At 68.9% G+C, this 17,471-nt stretch carries 12 protein-coding genes; 6 read left to right on the top strand and 6 right to left on the bottom strand.

Going from position 1 to position 17,471, the window contains the following annotated elements; all coding sequences use genetic code 11:
• Positions 1–229: 229 nt before the first annotated feature.
• The 6 genes from RIV12_RS04460 to RIV12_RS04435 form a co-directional block, all read right to left on the bottom strand.
• Positions 230–1,423 carry a tyrosine-protein kinase domain-containing protein gene (locus tag RIV12_RS04460; protein WP_309322430.1) on the bottom strand — a complete coding sequence of 398 codons (1,194 nt, stop codon included), beginning with the start codon at positions 1,421–1,423 and terminating at the stop codon, positions 230–232.
• Positions 1,424–1,830: 407 nt separating this feature from the next.
• Positions 1,831–2,772, bottom strand: a complete 942-nt coding sequence (locus RIV12_RS04455; RefSeq protein WP_309322428.1) for an ATP-grasp fold amidoligase family protein — start codon at positions 2,770–2,772, stop codon at positions 1,831–1,833.
• Between the two features lie 236 nt (positions 2,773–3,008).
• Positions 3,009–6,368, bottom strand: coding sequence for an isoleucine--tRNA ligase (gene ileS / locus RIV12_RS04450; protein WP_309322426.1), 3,360 nt, complete (start codon positions 6,366–6,368; stop codon positions 3,009–3,011).
• Between the two features lie 530 nt (positions 6,369–6,898).
• Positions 6,899–7,846, bottom strand: a complete 948-nt coding sequence (locus tag RIV12_RS04445) for an aldo/keto reductase (protein ID WP_309322424.1) — start codon at positions 7,844–7,846, stop codon at positions 6,899–6,901.
• Positions 7,847–8,001: 155 nt separating this feature from the next.
• Positions 8,002–8,868 (bottom strand): hypothetical protein, encoded by an 867-nt coding sequence (locus RIV12_RS04440; RefSeq protein WP_309322422.1) that lies wholly within the window; start codon positions 8,866–8,868, stop codon positions 8,002–8,004.
• A gap of 118 nt (positions 8,869–8,986) precedes the next feature.
• Entirely contained in the window at positions 8,987–9,769 is a 783-nt protein-coding gene (locus RIV12_RS04435; protein ID WP_075418641.1) for an SDR family oxidoreductase, read from the bottom strand.
• 115 nt (positions 9,770–9,884) lie between these two features.
• Here RIV12_RS04435 and RIV12_RS04430 point away from each other — a divergent pair, with 115 nt between their 5' ends.
• From RIV12_RS04430 to RIV12_RS04405, 6 genes are all read left to right on the top strand, one after another.
• Positions 9,885–11,252, top strand: coding sequence for a Na+/H+ antiporter family protein (locus tag RIV12_RS04430; protein WP_309322420.1), 1,368 nt, complete (start codon positions 9,885–9,887; stop codon positions 11,250–11,252).
• A gap of 88 nt (positions 11,253–11,340) precedes the next feature.
• Positions 11,341–12,165: a pyrroline-5-carboxylate reductase gene (gene proC / locus RIV12_RS04425; protein WP_309322417.1), complete on the top strand. Its 825-nt coding sequence runs from the start codon at positions 11,341–11,343 to the stop codon at positions 12,163–12,165.
• Positions 12,166–12,619: 454 nt separating this feature from the next.
• The gene (locus RIV12_RS04420; protein WP_309322415.1) at positions 12,620–14,323 is read left to right on the top strand and encodes a nitrite/sulfite reductase; all 1,704 of its coding nucleotides are present in this window, start codon (positions 12,620–12,622) and stop codon (positions 14,321–14,323) included.
• Positions 14,320–15,111 carry a phosphoadenylyl-sulfate reductase gene (locus RIV12_RS04415; RefSeq protein WP_309322413.1) on the top strand — a complete coding sequence of 264 codons (792 nt, stop codon included), beginning with the start codon at positions 14,320–14,322 and terminating at the stop codon, positions 15,109–15,111. The genes RIV12_RS04420 and RIV12_RS04415 overlap by 4 nt, the downstream gene beginning before the upstream one ends.
• Entirely contained in the window at positions 15,108–16,112 is a 1,005-nt protein-coding gene (gene cysD / locus RIV12_RS04410; protein ID WP_309322411.1) for a sulfate adenylyltransferase subunit CysD, read from the top strand. Before RIV12_RS04415 ends, cysD begins: the two co-directional genes overlap by 4 nt.
• Positions 16,112–17,470: a sulfate adenylyltransferase subunit 1 gene (locus tag RIV12_RS04405; protein WP_309322409.1), complete on the top strand. Its 1,359-nt coding sequence runs from the start codon at positions 16,112–16,114 to the stop codon at positions 17,468–17,470. The genes cysD and RIV12_RS04405 overlap by 1 nt, the downstream gene beginning before the upstream one ends.
• The last annotated feature ends 1 nt before the right edge of the window (position 17,471 follow it).

Here is a 17,471-nt window from a genome sequence, read left to right as displayed (position 1 = left end):
GATTTCTCCTCGATCATCGTTTATCAACAGATCCGGGTTGGCGCGGTCGGACAAAACCACAGGCAACTCTTACCTGAATACTTGAAGTGACAAGCTCAGTTTCGACCGGAACCGAAGGTGTGCACCACTGACAGATATCAGATCTCCCGCAAGGTAACATTTAAATAAACTCCTTGACGGTGCGACCTATTCTTCTGCACACGAATTCCGCACTCGGGGAAGGAGAAGGCTAGACGGTTGCTCTCTCTGCATGAGTGGCACCGACCTGAATGCCCTGCCCCCCACGCCCGACATCGGACACATTGGTGAGCACCACTCCGAGCATGTGCCCTCCGCCCTGCCCCACAGCCAGGGCCGCCTCGCGGAGCCCTTCCGCAGTGGTGCGCCCGGCTCGCGCTACAAGAAGGACGCCGCCGGCACATGCGGCCAGCACCACGGCATCGGTGAAGCGGCAGACCGGAGGAGCATCGATGACTACGATGCGGTCCGAGGCCAGATGTTGCAGGAGGTCACTCATGTTGCGGCCGCCGAGCAGCTCGGAGGGATTCTCGGGCATCTCACCAGCAGGCAGGAGCTCCAGGCCCGCCACCTCCCCTTCAACCAGGACCTGACTGAGGCGCGCCGAACCCGCCAGCACCTCTGCGAGTCCTGGACCGCCCTGAGCTCCGACAGTGCTTGGCGAACGCAGGTCCCCTCCGACCAGAACGACCCGATGGCCGGACAGGGCCAGGACCCGCGCCAGGCCGGCAGCCGTCTCCGAGGCCCCCTCCTGCGGGCCGGCCGAGGTGACGACCACAACCTGCCGAGCCCCGTGAGACAAGGCGTGAAGCAGATTGGTACGGGTGGCACGCAGCCGCTCCTCGACCTCCGCCCGCACACCTCGCCCCAGCCGCAGGGACGAGGGATCCTTCGGCAGAACGCCGAGCACCGGCGCCGTCAAAGCCTCGCGCACGTCCTCAGGCCCCTTGAGGCTCTTGTCGAGCAGCTCCTGGACAAGAATCCACACATAGCCCAGGACCAGCCCGGCCAGCAGCCCCACCGCCACACAGGTGACCAAGGCGGGGGACCGAGTCGCGCTCGCCAGCTCGGCGGAGGACAGCAGAGAGATCCGTACTGGGGAGTCGGCACCCTCCAACTCCCCCACCTCTGCTGCGGCCTGCCGGATGACCTCATCGGCCAAGATCTGAGCCTGGCGGGCGGAGGACGCCTTGACGGATACCTGCACCGACACGGTCTCGGGTGTCCTCGCCGCGTACACCGAGGAGGCCAGCTCCTCGGGGGTGACGTCGAGCTTGAGAGAGTCCACTACTCGCTGGGCGACAGCCTCCGAGGTGAAGACCGGGACAACGGCGTCAGCCTTCATGCCGGCGAGCTGCGCCGCGTTGTAGTGGGACTGCGTGTTCTCCGCCGGATCTCCTCCCACCTCTACATGCAGGTACGCCTGAGCGTTCGCCGTGTAGGAGCTCGGCGACACGAAAGCGAACACTATTGAGAAAAGTACGCAGATCATAACCGCCAGAGCGAGAGATCCAAGGCGTCGACGAGTCAGTTGAAGAAGGTCCTCGAGCGTCATCCGCATATCACCTGCCATTATTCAGGACTGATAGGGCGCGGCACTCACTAACATGAAGTAACAGCCATGAAACCCCATGAAGGAGTGCCGGAATTAATGAGACAGACAGTAACACGCGGGAGCCCCGGCAAGGCAAGCGACCAGAAGTTTTAATGAGAAAGCCCTCATGTACATCGAGGAAATTGAAGGGTCCCACCCACCGGATTCGACAATCTTCGTAGAAGACCTACAGAAGCCATTCCTCGCGTTTTAAACCATCACAGTGTGACACCTTTGAACGACTTCTTCTCAGGCAGGATGATGCGATCTCCGAAAATACGATCGTAGCGAGGGGGAGCAAAGTCGGACAGTCCATCGGCGTCGGTGAAGGTGATCTCGCCGAAGTAGACGCGCCCCCTCACCTCGTAGAAGTCGACGCGCGCGCAGGCGAATCCCTTCCCGAGCCTGCTGGCCAGCAGGAGCATGGTCTCCAGGCCGCTCGGCGGGGGGACGTCTGGGGAACGGACGGCTTCACAGGTGTACTCGAAGGGCGCTCGGGTCCAGTCCGGGAGGTAGGTTCCGCGCATCGCGCGACCCGCACGCCTGTCCACGGTGAAGACGAACTGGACGACGCCGTCGAACACCATGAACTTGTAGTCCCGCAGCCCTCCGGTGCCGTCACGCAGGAAGGGCTCGCACACGATGCGCGGCTCGCAGTACTCGTAGTGCAGCTCGAATCCGCCCTTCATCGCCTGACGCAGGCCGAGCCACTTCTTGAGTCGCCGACGAGCCCAGGCTCGATCAAGAGCGCTCTTGTCCGGCACGAGGATGTTCCATCCCGAGCCGTGCGTGGCCTTGAGGACGAAGCTGTTGGGGAGGGAGGCGAAGTCGATCTCGTCGGGCGAGTCCCACACACCCAGCAGGGGGACGAGGTACTCCTCCCCCACCGTGTCGGCAACCCACTCGCGCACCAGGTACTTGTCCGCCAGACGCCCTTTGAGCGGGGTGGAGTCATAGAGCTTGAGCCAGTGGATCTTCTCAGTCATGGTGCGCGGCGCCTCCAGGTGGCAGGGGCGGCACTTGAACAGCCAGTACCAGTGCTTGAGGGCGGACCGGTACTGGGGAGGCGAGAGACGACAGTTACGGCGGTAGATCGCCCGCTTCAGCCAGCCCTGAGCCGGCAGGGGGAGAATGGCCTCCGCAGTGCCCCTGATACTCATCGTCCGTACCTCTCAAAACCAAGGCGGCCAGCGAGCTCGCCCCCAGGGAGGAAGCCGCGCACAACGCTTCCCCTGCCGTCACCGTGGCGGCAGGGGGCGTACTTGCCGGGAGATGGGAGAGGCGACCCGCGGGAAGGGGAGGCGCCGCTGCTCAGCCAAGCCCTGGTGACCGAGCGACGGATTTATTCTGCCTTATCCCTCAGGTAATCGGAAAGTTAATCGACCAGCGTGTCGGATCAGCGATCCCTCGTCTCGGAGACCTTCTCGACCGTGGCGGTCGGCTCCTGGGCGGCCGGGTCCGCCACGACGGAGGCGTCCACGCAGCCGACCTCCCGCTTGATGAGGTCCAGGTGGGCACCGGTCCAGGCGCCCTTGTCCTCCGGAACCCTCAGCTCCAGGCGGATCCGGTCCCCCACGTGCAGGCCTGCGGCCTTGCGCTCATCCTGAACCAGACGCACCAGGTCACGGGCCCAGCCCTCGGCCTCCAGGGCGTCGTCGAGGGCGGTGTCCAGGACGACGAAGGCACCCGAGGGCAGCATGGTGGCGGCCAGGGAGTCGTCATCGACCTCGATGCGGGTGGTCAGAGTGAAGGCGGAGTCCTCCGCCTCCAGGACCACCGGGGTGCCATCGAGCAGGACGTCGTCGAAGCGCACGTCACCGTCCTCGGTGAGCTCCCACTGGCCCGCCTTGACGGCGGCGAAGAGCTTGGAGGTGAGCTTGCGGACCTCGGGGCTGAAGGCGCGTGGGTTGAGGGCCAGGTCCGTTCGGACCTCGTAGCCGGCGGACTCGGCGTCCAGGACCCGCACCTCCTTGACGTTGACCTCCTCGGCCACGAGCTCGCGGAAGGGGGCCATCCCGGCCGGGTCGGCCGTGGCGACGGTCAGGCTGCGAAGCGGCTGGCGCACGCGCAGCTTCTCGGCCTTGCGCAGGCTCAGGGCGGCTGAGACCGCCGCGCGGGCCTCATCCATGGCCGTGACGAGCTCGGGGTTGGCGACGTGGTCGGGCAGCACGGGCCAGTCGGTCAGGTGCACGGAGCGCCCACCGGTCAGGCCCCGCCAGATCTCCTCGCTCACCAGCGGCGCCAGCGGCGCCATGACCTCGGTGAGCACGCGCAGCACGGTGGCCAGGGTGTCGAAGGCAGCCGTCTCACCGTCGGTGAAGCGCTGGCGCGAGGTGCGCAGGTACCAGTTGGTGAGCACGTCGAGGAAGTCACGGATCGTGGCGCAGGCCCCGGTGATGTCGTAGCCGTCCATCTGGGCGGCCACCGTCTCGGCCAGGTCCTTGGTGCGGGCCAGGACGTAGCGGTCCATGACGTGCAGGCCGCCGTGCTTGGCGAACAGGCTCGCGTCGTCGAGGTCGACGCCGTCGGTGACGTAGCCGGACTCCCCCACCTGACCCGCGTAGAGGGCGAAGAAGTACCAGGTGTTCCACAGCGGCAGCACCACCTGGCGCACGGTGTCGCGGATGGCCTTGTCGGTCACCACGAGGTTGCCTCCGCGCATGACCGGCGCCGAGAGCAGGAACCAGCGCATGGCGTCGGCCCCGTCGCGATCGAAGACCATGGAGACGTCCGGGTAGTTGCGCAGCGACTTGCTCATCTTCGCCCCGTCGTTACCCAGGAGGATGCCGTGGGAGACGCAGGAGGTGAAGGCGGGTCGGTCGAACAGGGCGGTGGCCAGGACGTGGAGGGTGTAGAACCAGCCGCGGGTCTGACCGATGTACTCCACGATGAAGTCGCCCGGGTAGTGGGACTCGAACCACTCGACGTTCTCGAAGGGGTAGTGCACCTGGGCGAAGGGCATCGAGCCGGACTCGAACCAGCAGTCCAGGACGTCGGGGATGCGGCGCATCATGGACTTGCCCGTGGGGTCATCGGGGTTGGGCCGCACGAGGGTGTCGATGAAGGGGCGGTGCAGGTCGGTGACCTTCACGCCGAAGTCGCGCTCGAGATCGGCGTAGGAGCCGTAGACGTCGGTGCGCGGGTAGTCGGGGTTGTCGCTGACCCACACCGGGATGGGGGCGCCCCAGAAGCGGTTGCGGGAGATGGACCAGTCGCGCGCGTTCGCCAGCCACTTGCCGAAGATGCCGTCCTTGATGTGACCGGGGTACCAGTCGATGTCCTGGTTGAGCTCGACCATCCGGTCGCGGATCGCCGAGACGCGCACGAACCAGGAGGAGACGGCCTTGTAGATGAGCGGCTTGCGGCAGCGCCAGCAGTGCGGGTAGGAGTGCACGTAGGAGGCCTGGCGCACCAGGACGGCGCGTTGGTTCTCGTCGCGGCGGGCCAGAGGGCCGGTGCCGTCGCGCAGGTCGGCCACGATGGGCTTGTTGGCCTCGAAGACCTGCAGCCCGGCATAGTCGCTCACCTCCTCGGTCAGGCAGCCGCCGTCATCAACGGGGACGACCGTCTCGATGCCGGCCTCGGTGCAGGCGATCATGTCGTCCTCACCGAAGGCCGAGGCCATGTGCACCAGGCCGGTTCCGTCGGAGGTGGTGACGAAGTCGGCGGCGATGATCGTCCAGGCCTTCGGCCCGGGGGCGGCGCCCTCGGCCCGGTGGGCGGCGTCGTCGAAGTAGTCGAAGATCGGGTGGTAGCGCCGCCCCACCAGGTCGGCCCCGGTGCAGGTGGACACGACCTGCGGGTCCTCGCCGAGCTCGCGGGCGTAGGCGCCCAGCAGGTCCTTCGCGATGACGACGTCCTGGCCGGCGACCGGCGAGTCGAGGCCCTCATCGACGTGGACGGTCACGTACTCGACGTCGGGGCCCACGGCGATGGCCAGGTTGGAGGGCAGGGTCCAGGGCGTGGTGGTCCAGATGAGGACCAGCTCGGGGCGCTCGGCACCCTGGCGCAGGGGCTCCTCCAGGCGCAGGCCCACCGTGACCGTGTTGTCCTGCCGGTCCTGGTAGACATCGTCGTCCATCTTGAGCTCGTGGTTGCTCAAGGGGGTGCGGTCGTGCCAGCAGTAGGGCAGGACGCGGTAGCCCTGGTAGGCCAGCCCCTTGTCCCACAGCTGCTTGAAGGCCCACAGCACCGACTCCATGTAGTCGGGGTCGAGGGTCTTGTAGTCGTTGTCGAAGTCGACCCAGCGGGCCTGGCGGGTGACGTAGTCCTCCCACTCCTTGGTGTAGCGCAGGACGGAGCTGCGGCACTCCTCGTTGAACTTCTCGATGCCGATGCCGCCGGGGCGGGTGATCTCGGTGACGTCGTCGATGCCGAGCAGGCGCTGGGCCTCGAGCTCGGCGGGCAGGCCGTGGGTGTCCCAGCCGAAGCGACGCTCGACGCGCTTGCCGCGCTGGGTCTGGTAGCGCCCGACGGCGTCCTTGACGTAGCCAGTCAGCAGGTGGCCGTAGTGGGGCAGGCCGTTGGCGAAGGGCGGGCCGTCGTAGAAGACGAACTCGTCGCAGGGCTCGCCGCGGTTGTCGATGGAGGCGTGGAAGGTGCCGTCGGCCTTCCAGTAGGCCAGGACGTCCTCCTCAATGGCGGGGAAGGAGGGCGAGGGGTCGATCTGCTCCCCCGGGCGGTGCAGGGGGTAGAAGGCGGCGCCGGTCGGCTCGCTGCCGCCGGCGGTGGTGCTGTCAGCCATCTTCTCAGCCATCGCGGTGTGCTCTCGTCTCACTCGTTCCTGCCGCCTCGGGCGGGTGCCCGGGGCCTGACGAGGACGACGTCGGCTCCCGGCCGGGCCTGGTGCCCGGCTGGTGCCGCACCGCGGTACCACCTCGCTTGCCGTGCTGCGCGCCCCGACCGGGACGGCCTGCACGACCGCTTCGTTTCCAGCTGTGACGGGCTGTCCCGTCCGGTTCTACTGAGGGCCGACGGCGCTGGTGCGCCGAGGTCCGGTTCTTCCGGAGGCTCGCCGGTGATGGCCGGGTCGGTGCCTTTGCTCCGGGGAGTGTAGTGGGCGGCACGCATCCGGGGCCAGTTCGCACCCCGCCTCGGCGACGTCGTCCTCCCCACACCCGGCGATGGAATAGCGACCGGGTGTCCACCTGTCTCGGAGCCGGCGACCGTGACCGAATCTGCACACACCGACAAGAACTTCAAAGACGACACGAATACGCGTCGCCTTTGAGGAAAAGGTCGATCTGTGGGCGGCGCAGTGCCGGCGCCGGCTCGGATCCGCTCGGTCTAGCCGGCTGCGTTGAGCTCTTCGACAGCCTCTTCCGGGAGGCTGAAACGGGTGGCCTTGACCGCGTCAGTGAGCTGAGCGACGCTGCTGACGCCCACGATCGGGGTGATGGACGGGTGCTGGGCGTTGAGGAGGGCCAGGACGACCTGGCTCGGCTTCATGGCCAGGCTGTCCGACCACCTGCGCAGCGCCGTCAGCCGGTTGTCAGTCCCCGGATGCCTGTAGGCCTCGGGCAGCGGGCGCTCCGGGTGCTCGTAGGCGCCGGTGAGCAGCGGCGTGTAGGCCCACAGGTCCAGACCGCAGCGCTCGGCGAGGTCCTTGCTCTCGATGGTCATCATCCCGTGGGGATGGTCCTCACCCTCAACCGGGGTATCCGGCCTCGGGTGGAGATACGACTCCCGCAGCTGCAGGGCGCTGAATCCGGCCACACCCCGCTGCTGGGCGTGCACGTTGGCTGCGGCGGCGTACCAGGCCGGGTGGTTGGACAGCCCGATCCGTGCGGTCAACCCTTGGTCAACCAGGTCACCGAAGGTCTCGGCGACATCGGCGACCAGCTGCTCCCGATCCTCCATATGAGCCCAGTACATGTCGATGCGCTCCGTCTGCAGGCGCTGCAGGCTGTCCCGGATGGCTCGGTTGACAGTGTCCCTACCAAGGCCCTCCACGGCGTCTGGGAAACCGTGGGGGCGGGTCGGCTCCGCACCGACCTTGGTGCTGATCCTTACCTGGTCGCGCACGCCTCGATCAGCGAGCCACTGGCCGATGACGGTCTCGCTCTGGCCACCGAGGCCGGTCTCGGATCCCCAGAAGGCGTAGCAGTTCGCGGTGTCGATCCACTGGCCGCCCAGATCCAGGTAGGCGTCGAGGATCTCTCGGGACTGGGTGGCGGACAGGCGGGTTCCGAAGTGCATGGTGCCCAGCGCCATGCGGGGGTGTGCGTCAGTCATTGGGGCCCTCTCCTCCGTGTCATCAGGGTGAGCGGTGCGAGATGTGCCAGAGACCGTAACCGATTCTGCACACACCGACAAGAACTTCAGGGACGACACGGATACGCGTCGTCCCTGAAGAAAATGTTGATCCGTGGGCGGTGGCGCCGGCGCTCTCAGCCCTGGGCGCTTGGAGAGGCGTCCTGCTGCTGAAGGACACCCGAGGAGCCTGAGCCGCCCTTCTGGTTGCCATCACCCGAGCCGGAGCCTGACTGCTGGTCGCCGCTCGAGCCCGAGCCGGAGCCACCGGAGGCGTCCCCGTTGGGGGTGGTCCGGCCGGCTCCACCGGAGCCTCCTCCCGGACCGCCCTGGCCGTTCTGTCCGCCGGGGCCGCCCTGTCCGCCCTGACCACCGGGGCCGCCACCGGGCATCTGCCCGCCGGGGCCACCCTGACCACCAGGGCCTCCGCCGCCAGGACCTCCCTGCCCCCCTCCGGGCATGCCCTGACCGTTGCCGCCTCCCTGCTGCTGGGCTTGACCGTGCTGGGAGCCGGAGCTGAGGAGCTCGTTGGTCCCCCACCCGGCCCCGAAGGAGCCCGCCAGCAGCGCCACCCCGGCAGCGCCCACGACGGCGCGACGGCGGTACCAGGGCCCACGAGCCTTGCGGGCCTTCTTGGCCGCCGCGGACGTGGAGGGCACGACGCCGATGGTCGCGGCGTTCTGAGCATCCGGAGAGGCCCACGCCCCGCCCAGCCTGGTGTCAGCGGTGCTGTTGCCGGCAGCCGCCGAGCGAGCCGTCCCAGAGCCCTTGGCGGAGTCCTGCGTGACGTCCTTGGCGGGGGCCTCGGCCCTCAGCGTGCCTGCGTCAACGGCGTCCACGGTGTTCTTGACGTCCTCAGCATCCTCGACGCCGTCACTGCCTGTGGCGCCCTGCGAGAGGCGCTGCGCAGCGGCGTCGACAGCGTCGCTGGTGGGAAGACTCTCCGTGGCCGCGTCACGCTGGGAGGAAGTGGCGTCGCCACCGGAGGAGACGTGCTTGCTCATGGGTGTCCTTTCAGTCTGTTTCCCGGCCCGGCCGGGGCTAGAACAGACGTTAGGAACCCGCGCTGTGCTCGGGGCAGGTCGAGCCTGTGGACCACCTATGTCCGACGGTTCTGCTCCCCTACTGCTCCCGGGCCACCAGCGTGTTGGATGCCTGGGCCCGCGGCCGCACCACCATGGAGTCGATGTTGACGTGGGCGGGCAGCTCCAGCGTCCAGGCGATGCAGGCGGCGACGTCGGCGGCGCTCAGGGGCTCGGCGACACCGGCGTAGACCTTCGCGGCCGCCTCCGCGTCCCCGTGAAGGCGGTTGAGGGAGAACTCCTCGGTGGCCACCATGCCGGGGGCGATCTCAATGACGCGCACCGGCTCACCCACCAGCTCCAGGCGCAGCGTGCTGGCGATGATCCGCTCGGCGTGCTTGGCCGCCACGTAGCCGCCCCCACCGGGGTAAGTGTCGTGAGCCGCCGTGGAGGTGAGGAAGACCAGGTCCCCGCCCCGCTCCCGCAGCCCCGGCAGGAAGGCCTGGCTCACGCGCAGGGCCGCGAGCACGTTGCGCTCATACATGGTGGCCCACTCCTGGGCGCTGCCCTCGGCGACCGGGTCGACTCCCAGCGCGCCCCCGGCATTGTTGACGACGGCGTCAACAGGCCCCTCGGCAAGCACCTCACTGGCCAGGTGCTCGACGTCGCCGGCCTCCTGGAGGTCGGCGGCCACCCACGTGCAGCCGGTCTCGGCGGCCAGCGCCTCAAGACGCTCCACCCGACGCGCGGTGGCGACAACCTCCCACCCGTGGGAACGCAGGAGCCGAACAGTGGCGGCACCAATGCCGGTGGAGGCCCCGGTGACGAGGGCTCGGCGGGCCGGTACGGAGTCGACAGTGACGTTCTTGCGGTTCTCGCTCATGAGCCCACGATACGTCCCCGTCACGCTCACCTGGCACAATCGGCCTCGATTCGCACCGGTTCACCCAGGCCCGCTCGCGAAGCCCAGCACAGTCGGCCCCACCGGAAGGCCCCCTATGAACGCCGTCATCCTCGCCGTCCTGGTCATGCTCATCCTGGCGATGCTGCGCGTCCATGTGGTCCTGTCCCTGTTCGTCGGCGCACTCGCAGGCGGGCTGAGCGCCGGCCTGGGCATCAGCCACACCATGGTCGCCTTCCAGAACGGGCTGGCCGCCGGGGCCAAGATCGCCCTGTCCTACGCGCTGCTGGGGGCCTTCGCCATGGCGGTGGCGCACTCGGGCCTGCCCCAGCTGCTGGCGAACTGGCTCATCGGCAGAATCGAGAACAAGGACGAGTCCGCCTCCCGTAAGGCCGTACGCACCACCACCATGCTGGTGCTGGGCGGGCTCACGGCCATGGCAGTCATGAGTCAGAACCTCATCCCGGTTCACATCGCCTTCATTCCTCTCGTGGTTCCGCCACTGCTCATCGTCATGAGCCGCCTGCAGCTGGACCGCCGCGCCGTGACCTGCGCCATCACCTTCGGGCTGGTCACCACCTACATGTTCCTGCCCCTGGGATTCGGACGGGTCTTCCTCCACGACATCCTCTACGCCAACATCAAGGAGGCGGGCCTGGACGTCTCCCAGATCTCAGCCACCCACGCCATGGGGATCCCGGCGCTGGGCATGGTCTCGGGGCTGCTCATCGCCGTGTTCGTCACCTATCGCAAGCCCCGCGCCTACCGGATCGACACCGGCAACGGCACCGGCTCGGGCGAAGATGTCTCCGGCCCGGTCGAGATCGACCGCCACAAGGTGGCGATCGCGCTGGTCGCCGTCGTCGCCTGCTTCATGGTCCAGACCTTCCTGACCTGGACGGAGTCCGAGGCCGACCCGCTCCTGGTCGGGGCGCTCACGGGTCTGCTGCTGTTCATGGCCACCCGGGTCGTCACCATCGCCGAGGCCGACGACGTCTTCACCGGCGGCATGCGGATGATGGCCCTCATCGGGCTCATCATGATCACGGCGCAGGGCTTCGCCGCCGTCCTGAAGGAGACCAAGCAGATCGAGCCGCTGGTGAAGTCGGCGACCTCCCTGTTCGCGGGCTCCAAGCCCGCCGCCGCCTTCGTCATGCTGCTCGTGGGCCTCATCGTGACGATGGGCATCGGCTCGTCCTTCTCCACCCTGCCGATCATCTCGGCGATCTATGTGCCGCTGTGCGTCTCCCTGGGCTTCTCCCCGGTCGCCACGGTCTCCCTCATCGGGACCGCCGGCGCCCTGGGGGATGCCGGCTCACCGGCGTCGGACTCCACGCTGGGGCCGACGGCCGGACTCAACGCCGACGGGCAGCACGACCACATGCGCGACTCGGTCATCCCGACCTTCCTGCACTTCAACATCCCCCTGCTCATCGCCGGCTGGATCGCCGCCATGGTGCTCTGAAGGCCACCGGCACCCCGGAAGTCGCACCGCCCGGCGCGGCGTCGCGGTACGGTGATGGCCTCACGTCGCAGACGAGCAGGAGGCCTTCATGCGTATCGGGTTCATCGGCGCCGGCAACATGGTCAGCGCCATTGTGCGAGGGGCCGTGGCCGCGGGAACACCGGCCGGACACCTGCTCCTGACCAGCAAGCACGGCTCCGCCGAGCGCCTGGCCGGGCAGGTCGGGGCCGTCCACGTGGCCGACGCCGCCGAGCTGGTCTCACGCAGCGACATCCTCATCCTGGGGCTCAAGCCCTACGTCATCCCCGACGTCCTGCCCCGGCTGTCGGAGGCCATCGCCAGCAGCAGGCCCCTGGTGGTCTCCATCGCGGCCGGCCTGAACCTGGAGCGCCTGGAGTCGATGCTGCCCGACGGGACCCGGGTGGTGCGCACCATGCCGAACATGGCCGCCGCCGTGGGCGAGTCGATGACGGCACTGGCGCCGGGGAGCAGTGCGAGCACTCAGGACCTGGAGACAGTGCGCACGCTCATGGAGACCATCGGTGGCACCGTGATCCTGGAGGAGAGGGACTTCTCCTCCTTCATCGGCCTGGCGGGCTCCTCCCCCGCCCTGGTGTGCGCCTTCATCGATGCCCTGGCGCGCGCCGGCGTCATGGGTGGCATCCCCAAGGCCCTGGCCGTCCAGATCGTGGCTCAGGCGGTGCTGGGGACCGCCCGCACAGTGCAGACCGAGGCTCAGCGCACCGCCGAGGGAGGCAACGGCCGCACCCCGGCCGATCTCATCGACGCGGTCTGCTCCCCCGGCGGCACGTCGGTGGCGGGCATGGTGGCCCTGGAGCGGGCCGGTTTCTCCGACGCCGTCGTGCGCGCCTTCGAGGCCATCGCCGAGCGGGACCGCGAGCTGGGCGCCTGAGCACAGGCGCAGGCCCAAGGACCCACACCACTGCCGCACGCCACCACGGGGGCAGTGTGCGGCAGTGCGACCTTTTCCCCGTCCTGACTCGATAAAGCGCCCCTCAACGGCTCTACCGTGACTCGAAGCACAGATCATTCTTGCTTGTCGCCAGGTAAATGCATGGTTAATGTTCTGGCCATGACCTTCCCTCACGCAGTTCTTCTCAGCGGCGCTTATCCCGCTGACGTTCTGCGTGCCCATGCGGTCATGTGTTGTCGGGCCTGACCAGCGCCTGACACCACGGGGATTTCACCCCGCAACGAGGTATCCGGCGCAATGAAGCGTCCGGAAGGCCCCGTTGAGACGGCTGACGCCAACCGAACGGCCCTGCAGGCTCTGCACGCAGCAGCACACCAGGCCGACCCCGGACGCTCCTCACGCGCCAATGACACACCACCGTCATGGAGGAGCAATGACCACCACCGTCACGCCACCCGCCCGCACCGTGCGCCCTCCGCGCAAGGCCCGGTCGAACGGCCAGTGGGCCCTCGACGGGCGCAAGCCGCTCAATGACAACGAGGCCTTCAAGCAGGACGGGGCACCGCTGGCGGTGCGCGACCGGATCATGCGCATCTACGGCCCCGGCGGCTATGAGACCATCGCGCCCGATGACCTCAACGGCCGTTTCCGCTGGTGGGGTCTGTACACCCAGCGCAAGCAGGGAATCGACGGCGGCCGCACCGCCCAGCTGGAGGCCTCCGAGCTCTCCGACCGCTACTTCCTGCAACGGGTGCGTCTGGACGGCGGAAGCCTGAGCCGCGAGCAGCTGCGGGTACTGGGCTCAGTCTCCAACGACTTCGCCCGCGGCACCGCCGACATCACCGACCGCCAGAACATCCAGCTCCACTGGGTGGAGATCGAGAGCGTGCCCGAGATGTGGCAGCGCCTGGAGTCGGTGGGGCTGACCACGATCGAGGGCTGCGGGGACACGCCCCGGGGCTTCCTGGTCTCGCCGGTGGCCGGCGTCGCCAAGGACGAGATCATCGATCCGACCCCGCTGGCCCGTGCCATCAAGGACACCTACCTGGGCGACCCCGAGCTGGCCAATCTGCCCCGCAAGTTCAAGACGGCCATCACCGGCTCCCCCAGCCTCGACATCCTCCACGAGATCAACGACATCTCCTTCGTCGGCGTCAACCACCCCGAGCTCGGTCCCGGCTATGACCTGTGGGTGGCCGGTGCCCTGTCAACCGCGCCACGTCTGGGCCAGCGGCTGGGGGCCTTCGTCACCCCGGAGGACGCCCTCGACGTCTGGTACGGCGTCATCCGCATCTTCCGCGACTACGGCTACCGGCGCCTGCGCAACAAGGCCCGGTTGAAGTTCCTCATGGCCGAGTGGGGGCCGGAGAGGTTCCGCCAGGTCCTCCAGGACGACTACCTGGGGCGTGCCCTACCCGATGGCCCGGCACCTGAGGAGCCGAGTGGGGACTCCGACCACATCGGCGTCCACGAGCAGAAGGACGGCCGCTTCTGGGTGGGGGTCAAGCCGCCCGTCGGTCGGTTGAGCGGTGACGTCCTGCTGGGCCTGGCCGACCTGGCTGAGCGGGTCGGCTCGGACCGGATGCGCACGACCCCGCTGCAGAACCTGCTGCTCCTGGACGTGCCGGCTGACAGAGTCGATGACGCCGTCGCAGGCCTGCGGGGGCTGGGGCTCGACCCCGACCCGGGCGCCTTCACCCGCTCGACCCTGGCCTGCACCGGGCTGGAGTTCTGCAAGTTCGCGATCGTGGAGACCAAGAAGCTGGCGGCGCGAGTTTCGGCCGAGCTCGACGCGCGCCTGGCGGACACCGACCTGGAGCGGCGCATCACCCTGACCGTCAACGGCTGCCCGAACTCCTGCGCCCGCATCCAGATCGCGGACATCGGCCTCAAGGGCCAGATCATCACGGTCGACGGCGAGCAGATGCCCGGCTTCCAGGTTCACCTGGGCGGCGGCCTGGCCGCCGACGGACGCGCAGAGGCCGGCCTGGGTCGCACGGTCCGGGGCCTCAAGGTTCCCGCCTCCGGCCTGACTGACTACGTCGAGCGCCTGGTGCGCCGCTACCTGGACCAGCGCCTCCCCGAGGAGGCCTTCGCCCAGTGGGCGCACCGAGCCGATGAGGAGGCCCTGCAGTGAACGCCGTGACCGCCGAAAGTGCCCGGGGGCCCCTGGGCCTGCCACACTGTGCTCCTGCCGCCTCGAGGTCACGGGGCGCCGGCCGGGCCCCGCTGCGGTCCGCCGAGGAGCTGCGCGCCCTGGCCGAGGCCGGCGCGCGCGAGCTCGGAGACGACGCCACGGCCCTCGACGTCGCCCAGTGGGCGGCCCAGAACTTCCCCGACACGCTGGCCGTGGCCTGCTCCATGGCCGACGCCGTCCTGCCGCACGTGGTCTCCCGGATCCTCCCCGGCGTCGACGTCCTCTTCCTGGACACCGGGTACCACTTCACGGAGACCGTGGGCACCCGCGACGCGGTGGCCGCCACCATGGGCGTCACTGTCGTCGACGTGACTCCCGAGCTGAGCGTGGCCGAGCAGGACGAGCGCTACGGGCCGGACCTGTGGTCACGGGACCCGGCCGCCTGCTGCCGTCTGCGCAAGGTCGAGCCGCTGGCCCGGGCCCTGAGCGGCTACGAGGCATGGGCCACCGGCGTGCGACGCGAGGACGCCCCCACCCGCACCCGCACGCCGCTGATCGGATGGGACGCCACTCACGAGATCGTCAAGATCAACCCCTTGGCCGCCTGGAGCATGGAGGACCTGACCGGCTACGCCGACCAGCACGGCGTACTCATCAACCCCCTCCTCTACGACGGATACCCCTCGATCGGCTGCGCCCCGTGCACGGCGCGAGTCAGACCCGGAGACGACCCCCGTTCCGGCCGCTGGGCCGGATTCACCAAGACAGAATGCGGAATCCACCTATGAGCATCACCTTGACCCACCCCCGTCCGGCCCCAGCCACCTCCCCCGCCCAGGCGCCGGAGCTCGAACCGGCCGGTCTCACCGCCCCTTCCCAGGCGCCCGCCACCACTGAGACCCTGGACATTCTTGACGTCCTGGAGGCCGAGGCCATCCTCGTCATCCGGGAGATCGCCGCCGAGTGCCGCCGCCCCGTCCTGCTGTTCTCCGGAGGCAAGGACTCCGTGGTCATGCTGCACCTGGCGCGCAAGGCCTTCTGGCCCGCTCCGATACCCTTCCCCGTCCTGCACGTGGACACCGGCCACAACTTCCCCGAGGTGCTGGCCTACCGTGACCGGACGGTCAAGGACCTCGGTCTGCGGCTCGTGGTGGCCCGCGTCCAGGACTACATCGACGACGGCCGTCTGCGCGAGCGCACCGACGGCACCCGCAACCCGCTCCAGACGATCCCCCTGCTCGACGCCATCGAGGAGAGCGGATTCGACGGCGTCTTCGGCGGCGGACGCCGCGACGAGGAGAAGGCCCGGGCCAAGGAGCGCATCGTCTCCCTGCGCGACGAGTTCGGACAGTGGGACCCGCGCAACCAGCGCCCCGAGCTGTGGAACCTGCTCAATCCCCGTCACCGTCCCGGGGAGCACGTGCGGGTCTTCCCCCTGAGTAACTGGACCGAGCTCGACGTGTGGCGCTACATCGAGCGCGAGGACATCGCCCTGCCCGACCTCTACTACGCCCATGAGCGCGAGGTCTTCCTGCGTGACGGGATGTGGCTGGCGGCCGGCGGCGTCAACCGGCTGCGCGACGGCGAGCAGGTGGTCACCCGCACCGTGCGCTACCGCACCGTGGGCGACATGTCCTGCACCGGCGCCGTCGAGTCCGACGCCGCCACCAACCGCGACATCGTCCTGGAGGTCGCCGCCTCCACCCTGACCGAGCGGGGAGCCACCCGCGCCGATGACCGCCTGAGCGAGGCGGCCATGGAGGACCGCAAGAAGGAGGGCTACTTCTGATGAGCACCCCCACCCTCACCGATATCCCCGCCGAGGCCGAGGCACGCGCCGCCACCACCGGCTCGCTGCTGCGACTGGCCACGGCCGGCAGCGTCGACGACGGCAAGTCCACGCTCGTGGGCCGCCTGCTGTTCGACTCCAAGTCCGTCCTGCGGGACCAGCTGGCCGCCGTCGAGCAGGTCAGCCTGGACAGGGGCCTGACCAGTGCCGACCTCGCGCTGCTGACCGACGGTCTGCGGGCCGAGCGGGAGCAGGGCATCACGATCGACGTCGCCTACCGCTACTTCGCCACCCCGCAGCGCTCCTTCATCCTGGCCGACTGCCCCGGACACGTGCAGTACACCCGCAACACGGTCACCGGCTGCTCCACGGCCGACGTCGTCGTGCTGCTGGTGGACGCCCGCAACGGGGTCCTGGAGCAGACGCGCCGCCACCTGGCGGTCGCCGCCCTCCTGCGGGTCCCGCACGTCATCGTCGCGGTCAACAAGATCGACCTGGTGGACTTCTCCGCCGAGGTCTACGCGGCCATCGAGGCCGATATCCGCGCCGTGGCCGCGGAGCTGGGCGTGGCCGAGATCCATGTCCTGCCGACCTCCGCGCTCCTGGGCGACAACATCGTCGAGGCCTCGTCCAGCACTCCCTTCTACGAGGGGCCGACCCTGCTGGGGCTCCTGGAGTCCCTGCCCACCGCCCGCGATGAGGGCGCCTTCCGCCTCCCGGTCCAGCTGGTCATCCGCCCTCAGGGGGCGGCGCCGGCGCCCGAGCTGCGCGACTACCGCGGCTACGCCGGGCAGATCACCTCGGGCACGGTGCGCGTCGGCGACCCCGTGGTGGTCCTGCCCTCGGGCAGGCGCTCGCGCGTGGCCGGCATTGACCTGGGCGAGCGCAGCCTGGAGGAGGCCGTCGAGGGCCAGTCGGTGACGGTGCGTCTGACCGATGACGTCGACGTCGCCCGCGGTGACACCCTGGCCGCGGCGGGCGACGCGCCCCAGGTGCTCACCGAGGTCGCCGCCCGCGTGTCCTGGCTGAGCGAGCAGCCCCTGCGCCCCCGGGCGCGAGTGCTGCTCAAGCACGGCGCTCAGACGGTCCAGGCGATCGTGGGCACCATTGAGGGCCGCCTCGACCTGGACGACCTGACCACGGTGCCGGCGGACGCCCTTGAGCTCAACGACATCGGCCTGGTGCGTCTGCGCCTTGCCTCACCGGTGCCGTTGGCCGACTACTCGGTCTCCCGGTCCGACGGAGCCTTCCTCCTCATCGACGCCCACGAGGGCGGCACACTCGGCGCGGGCATGGTGCAGCTGGCGGGCTCAGGCAGCTCCGACCCCGCTGCGACCGCCTCCTCAGGCAGGGGCTGAG

Origin of the sequence: Actinomyces stomatis, assembly GCF_031292835.1 — a bacterium.
Lineage (GTDB): Bacteria > Actinomycetota > Actinomycetes > Actinomycetales > Actinomycetaceae > Actinomyces > Actinomyces stomatis.
This window is presented reverse-complemented; position numbering and strand designations above follow the sequence as displayed.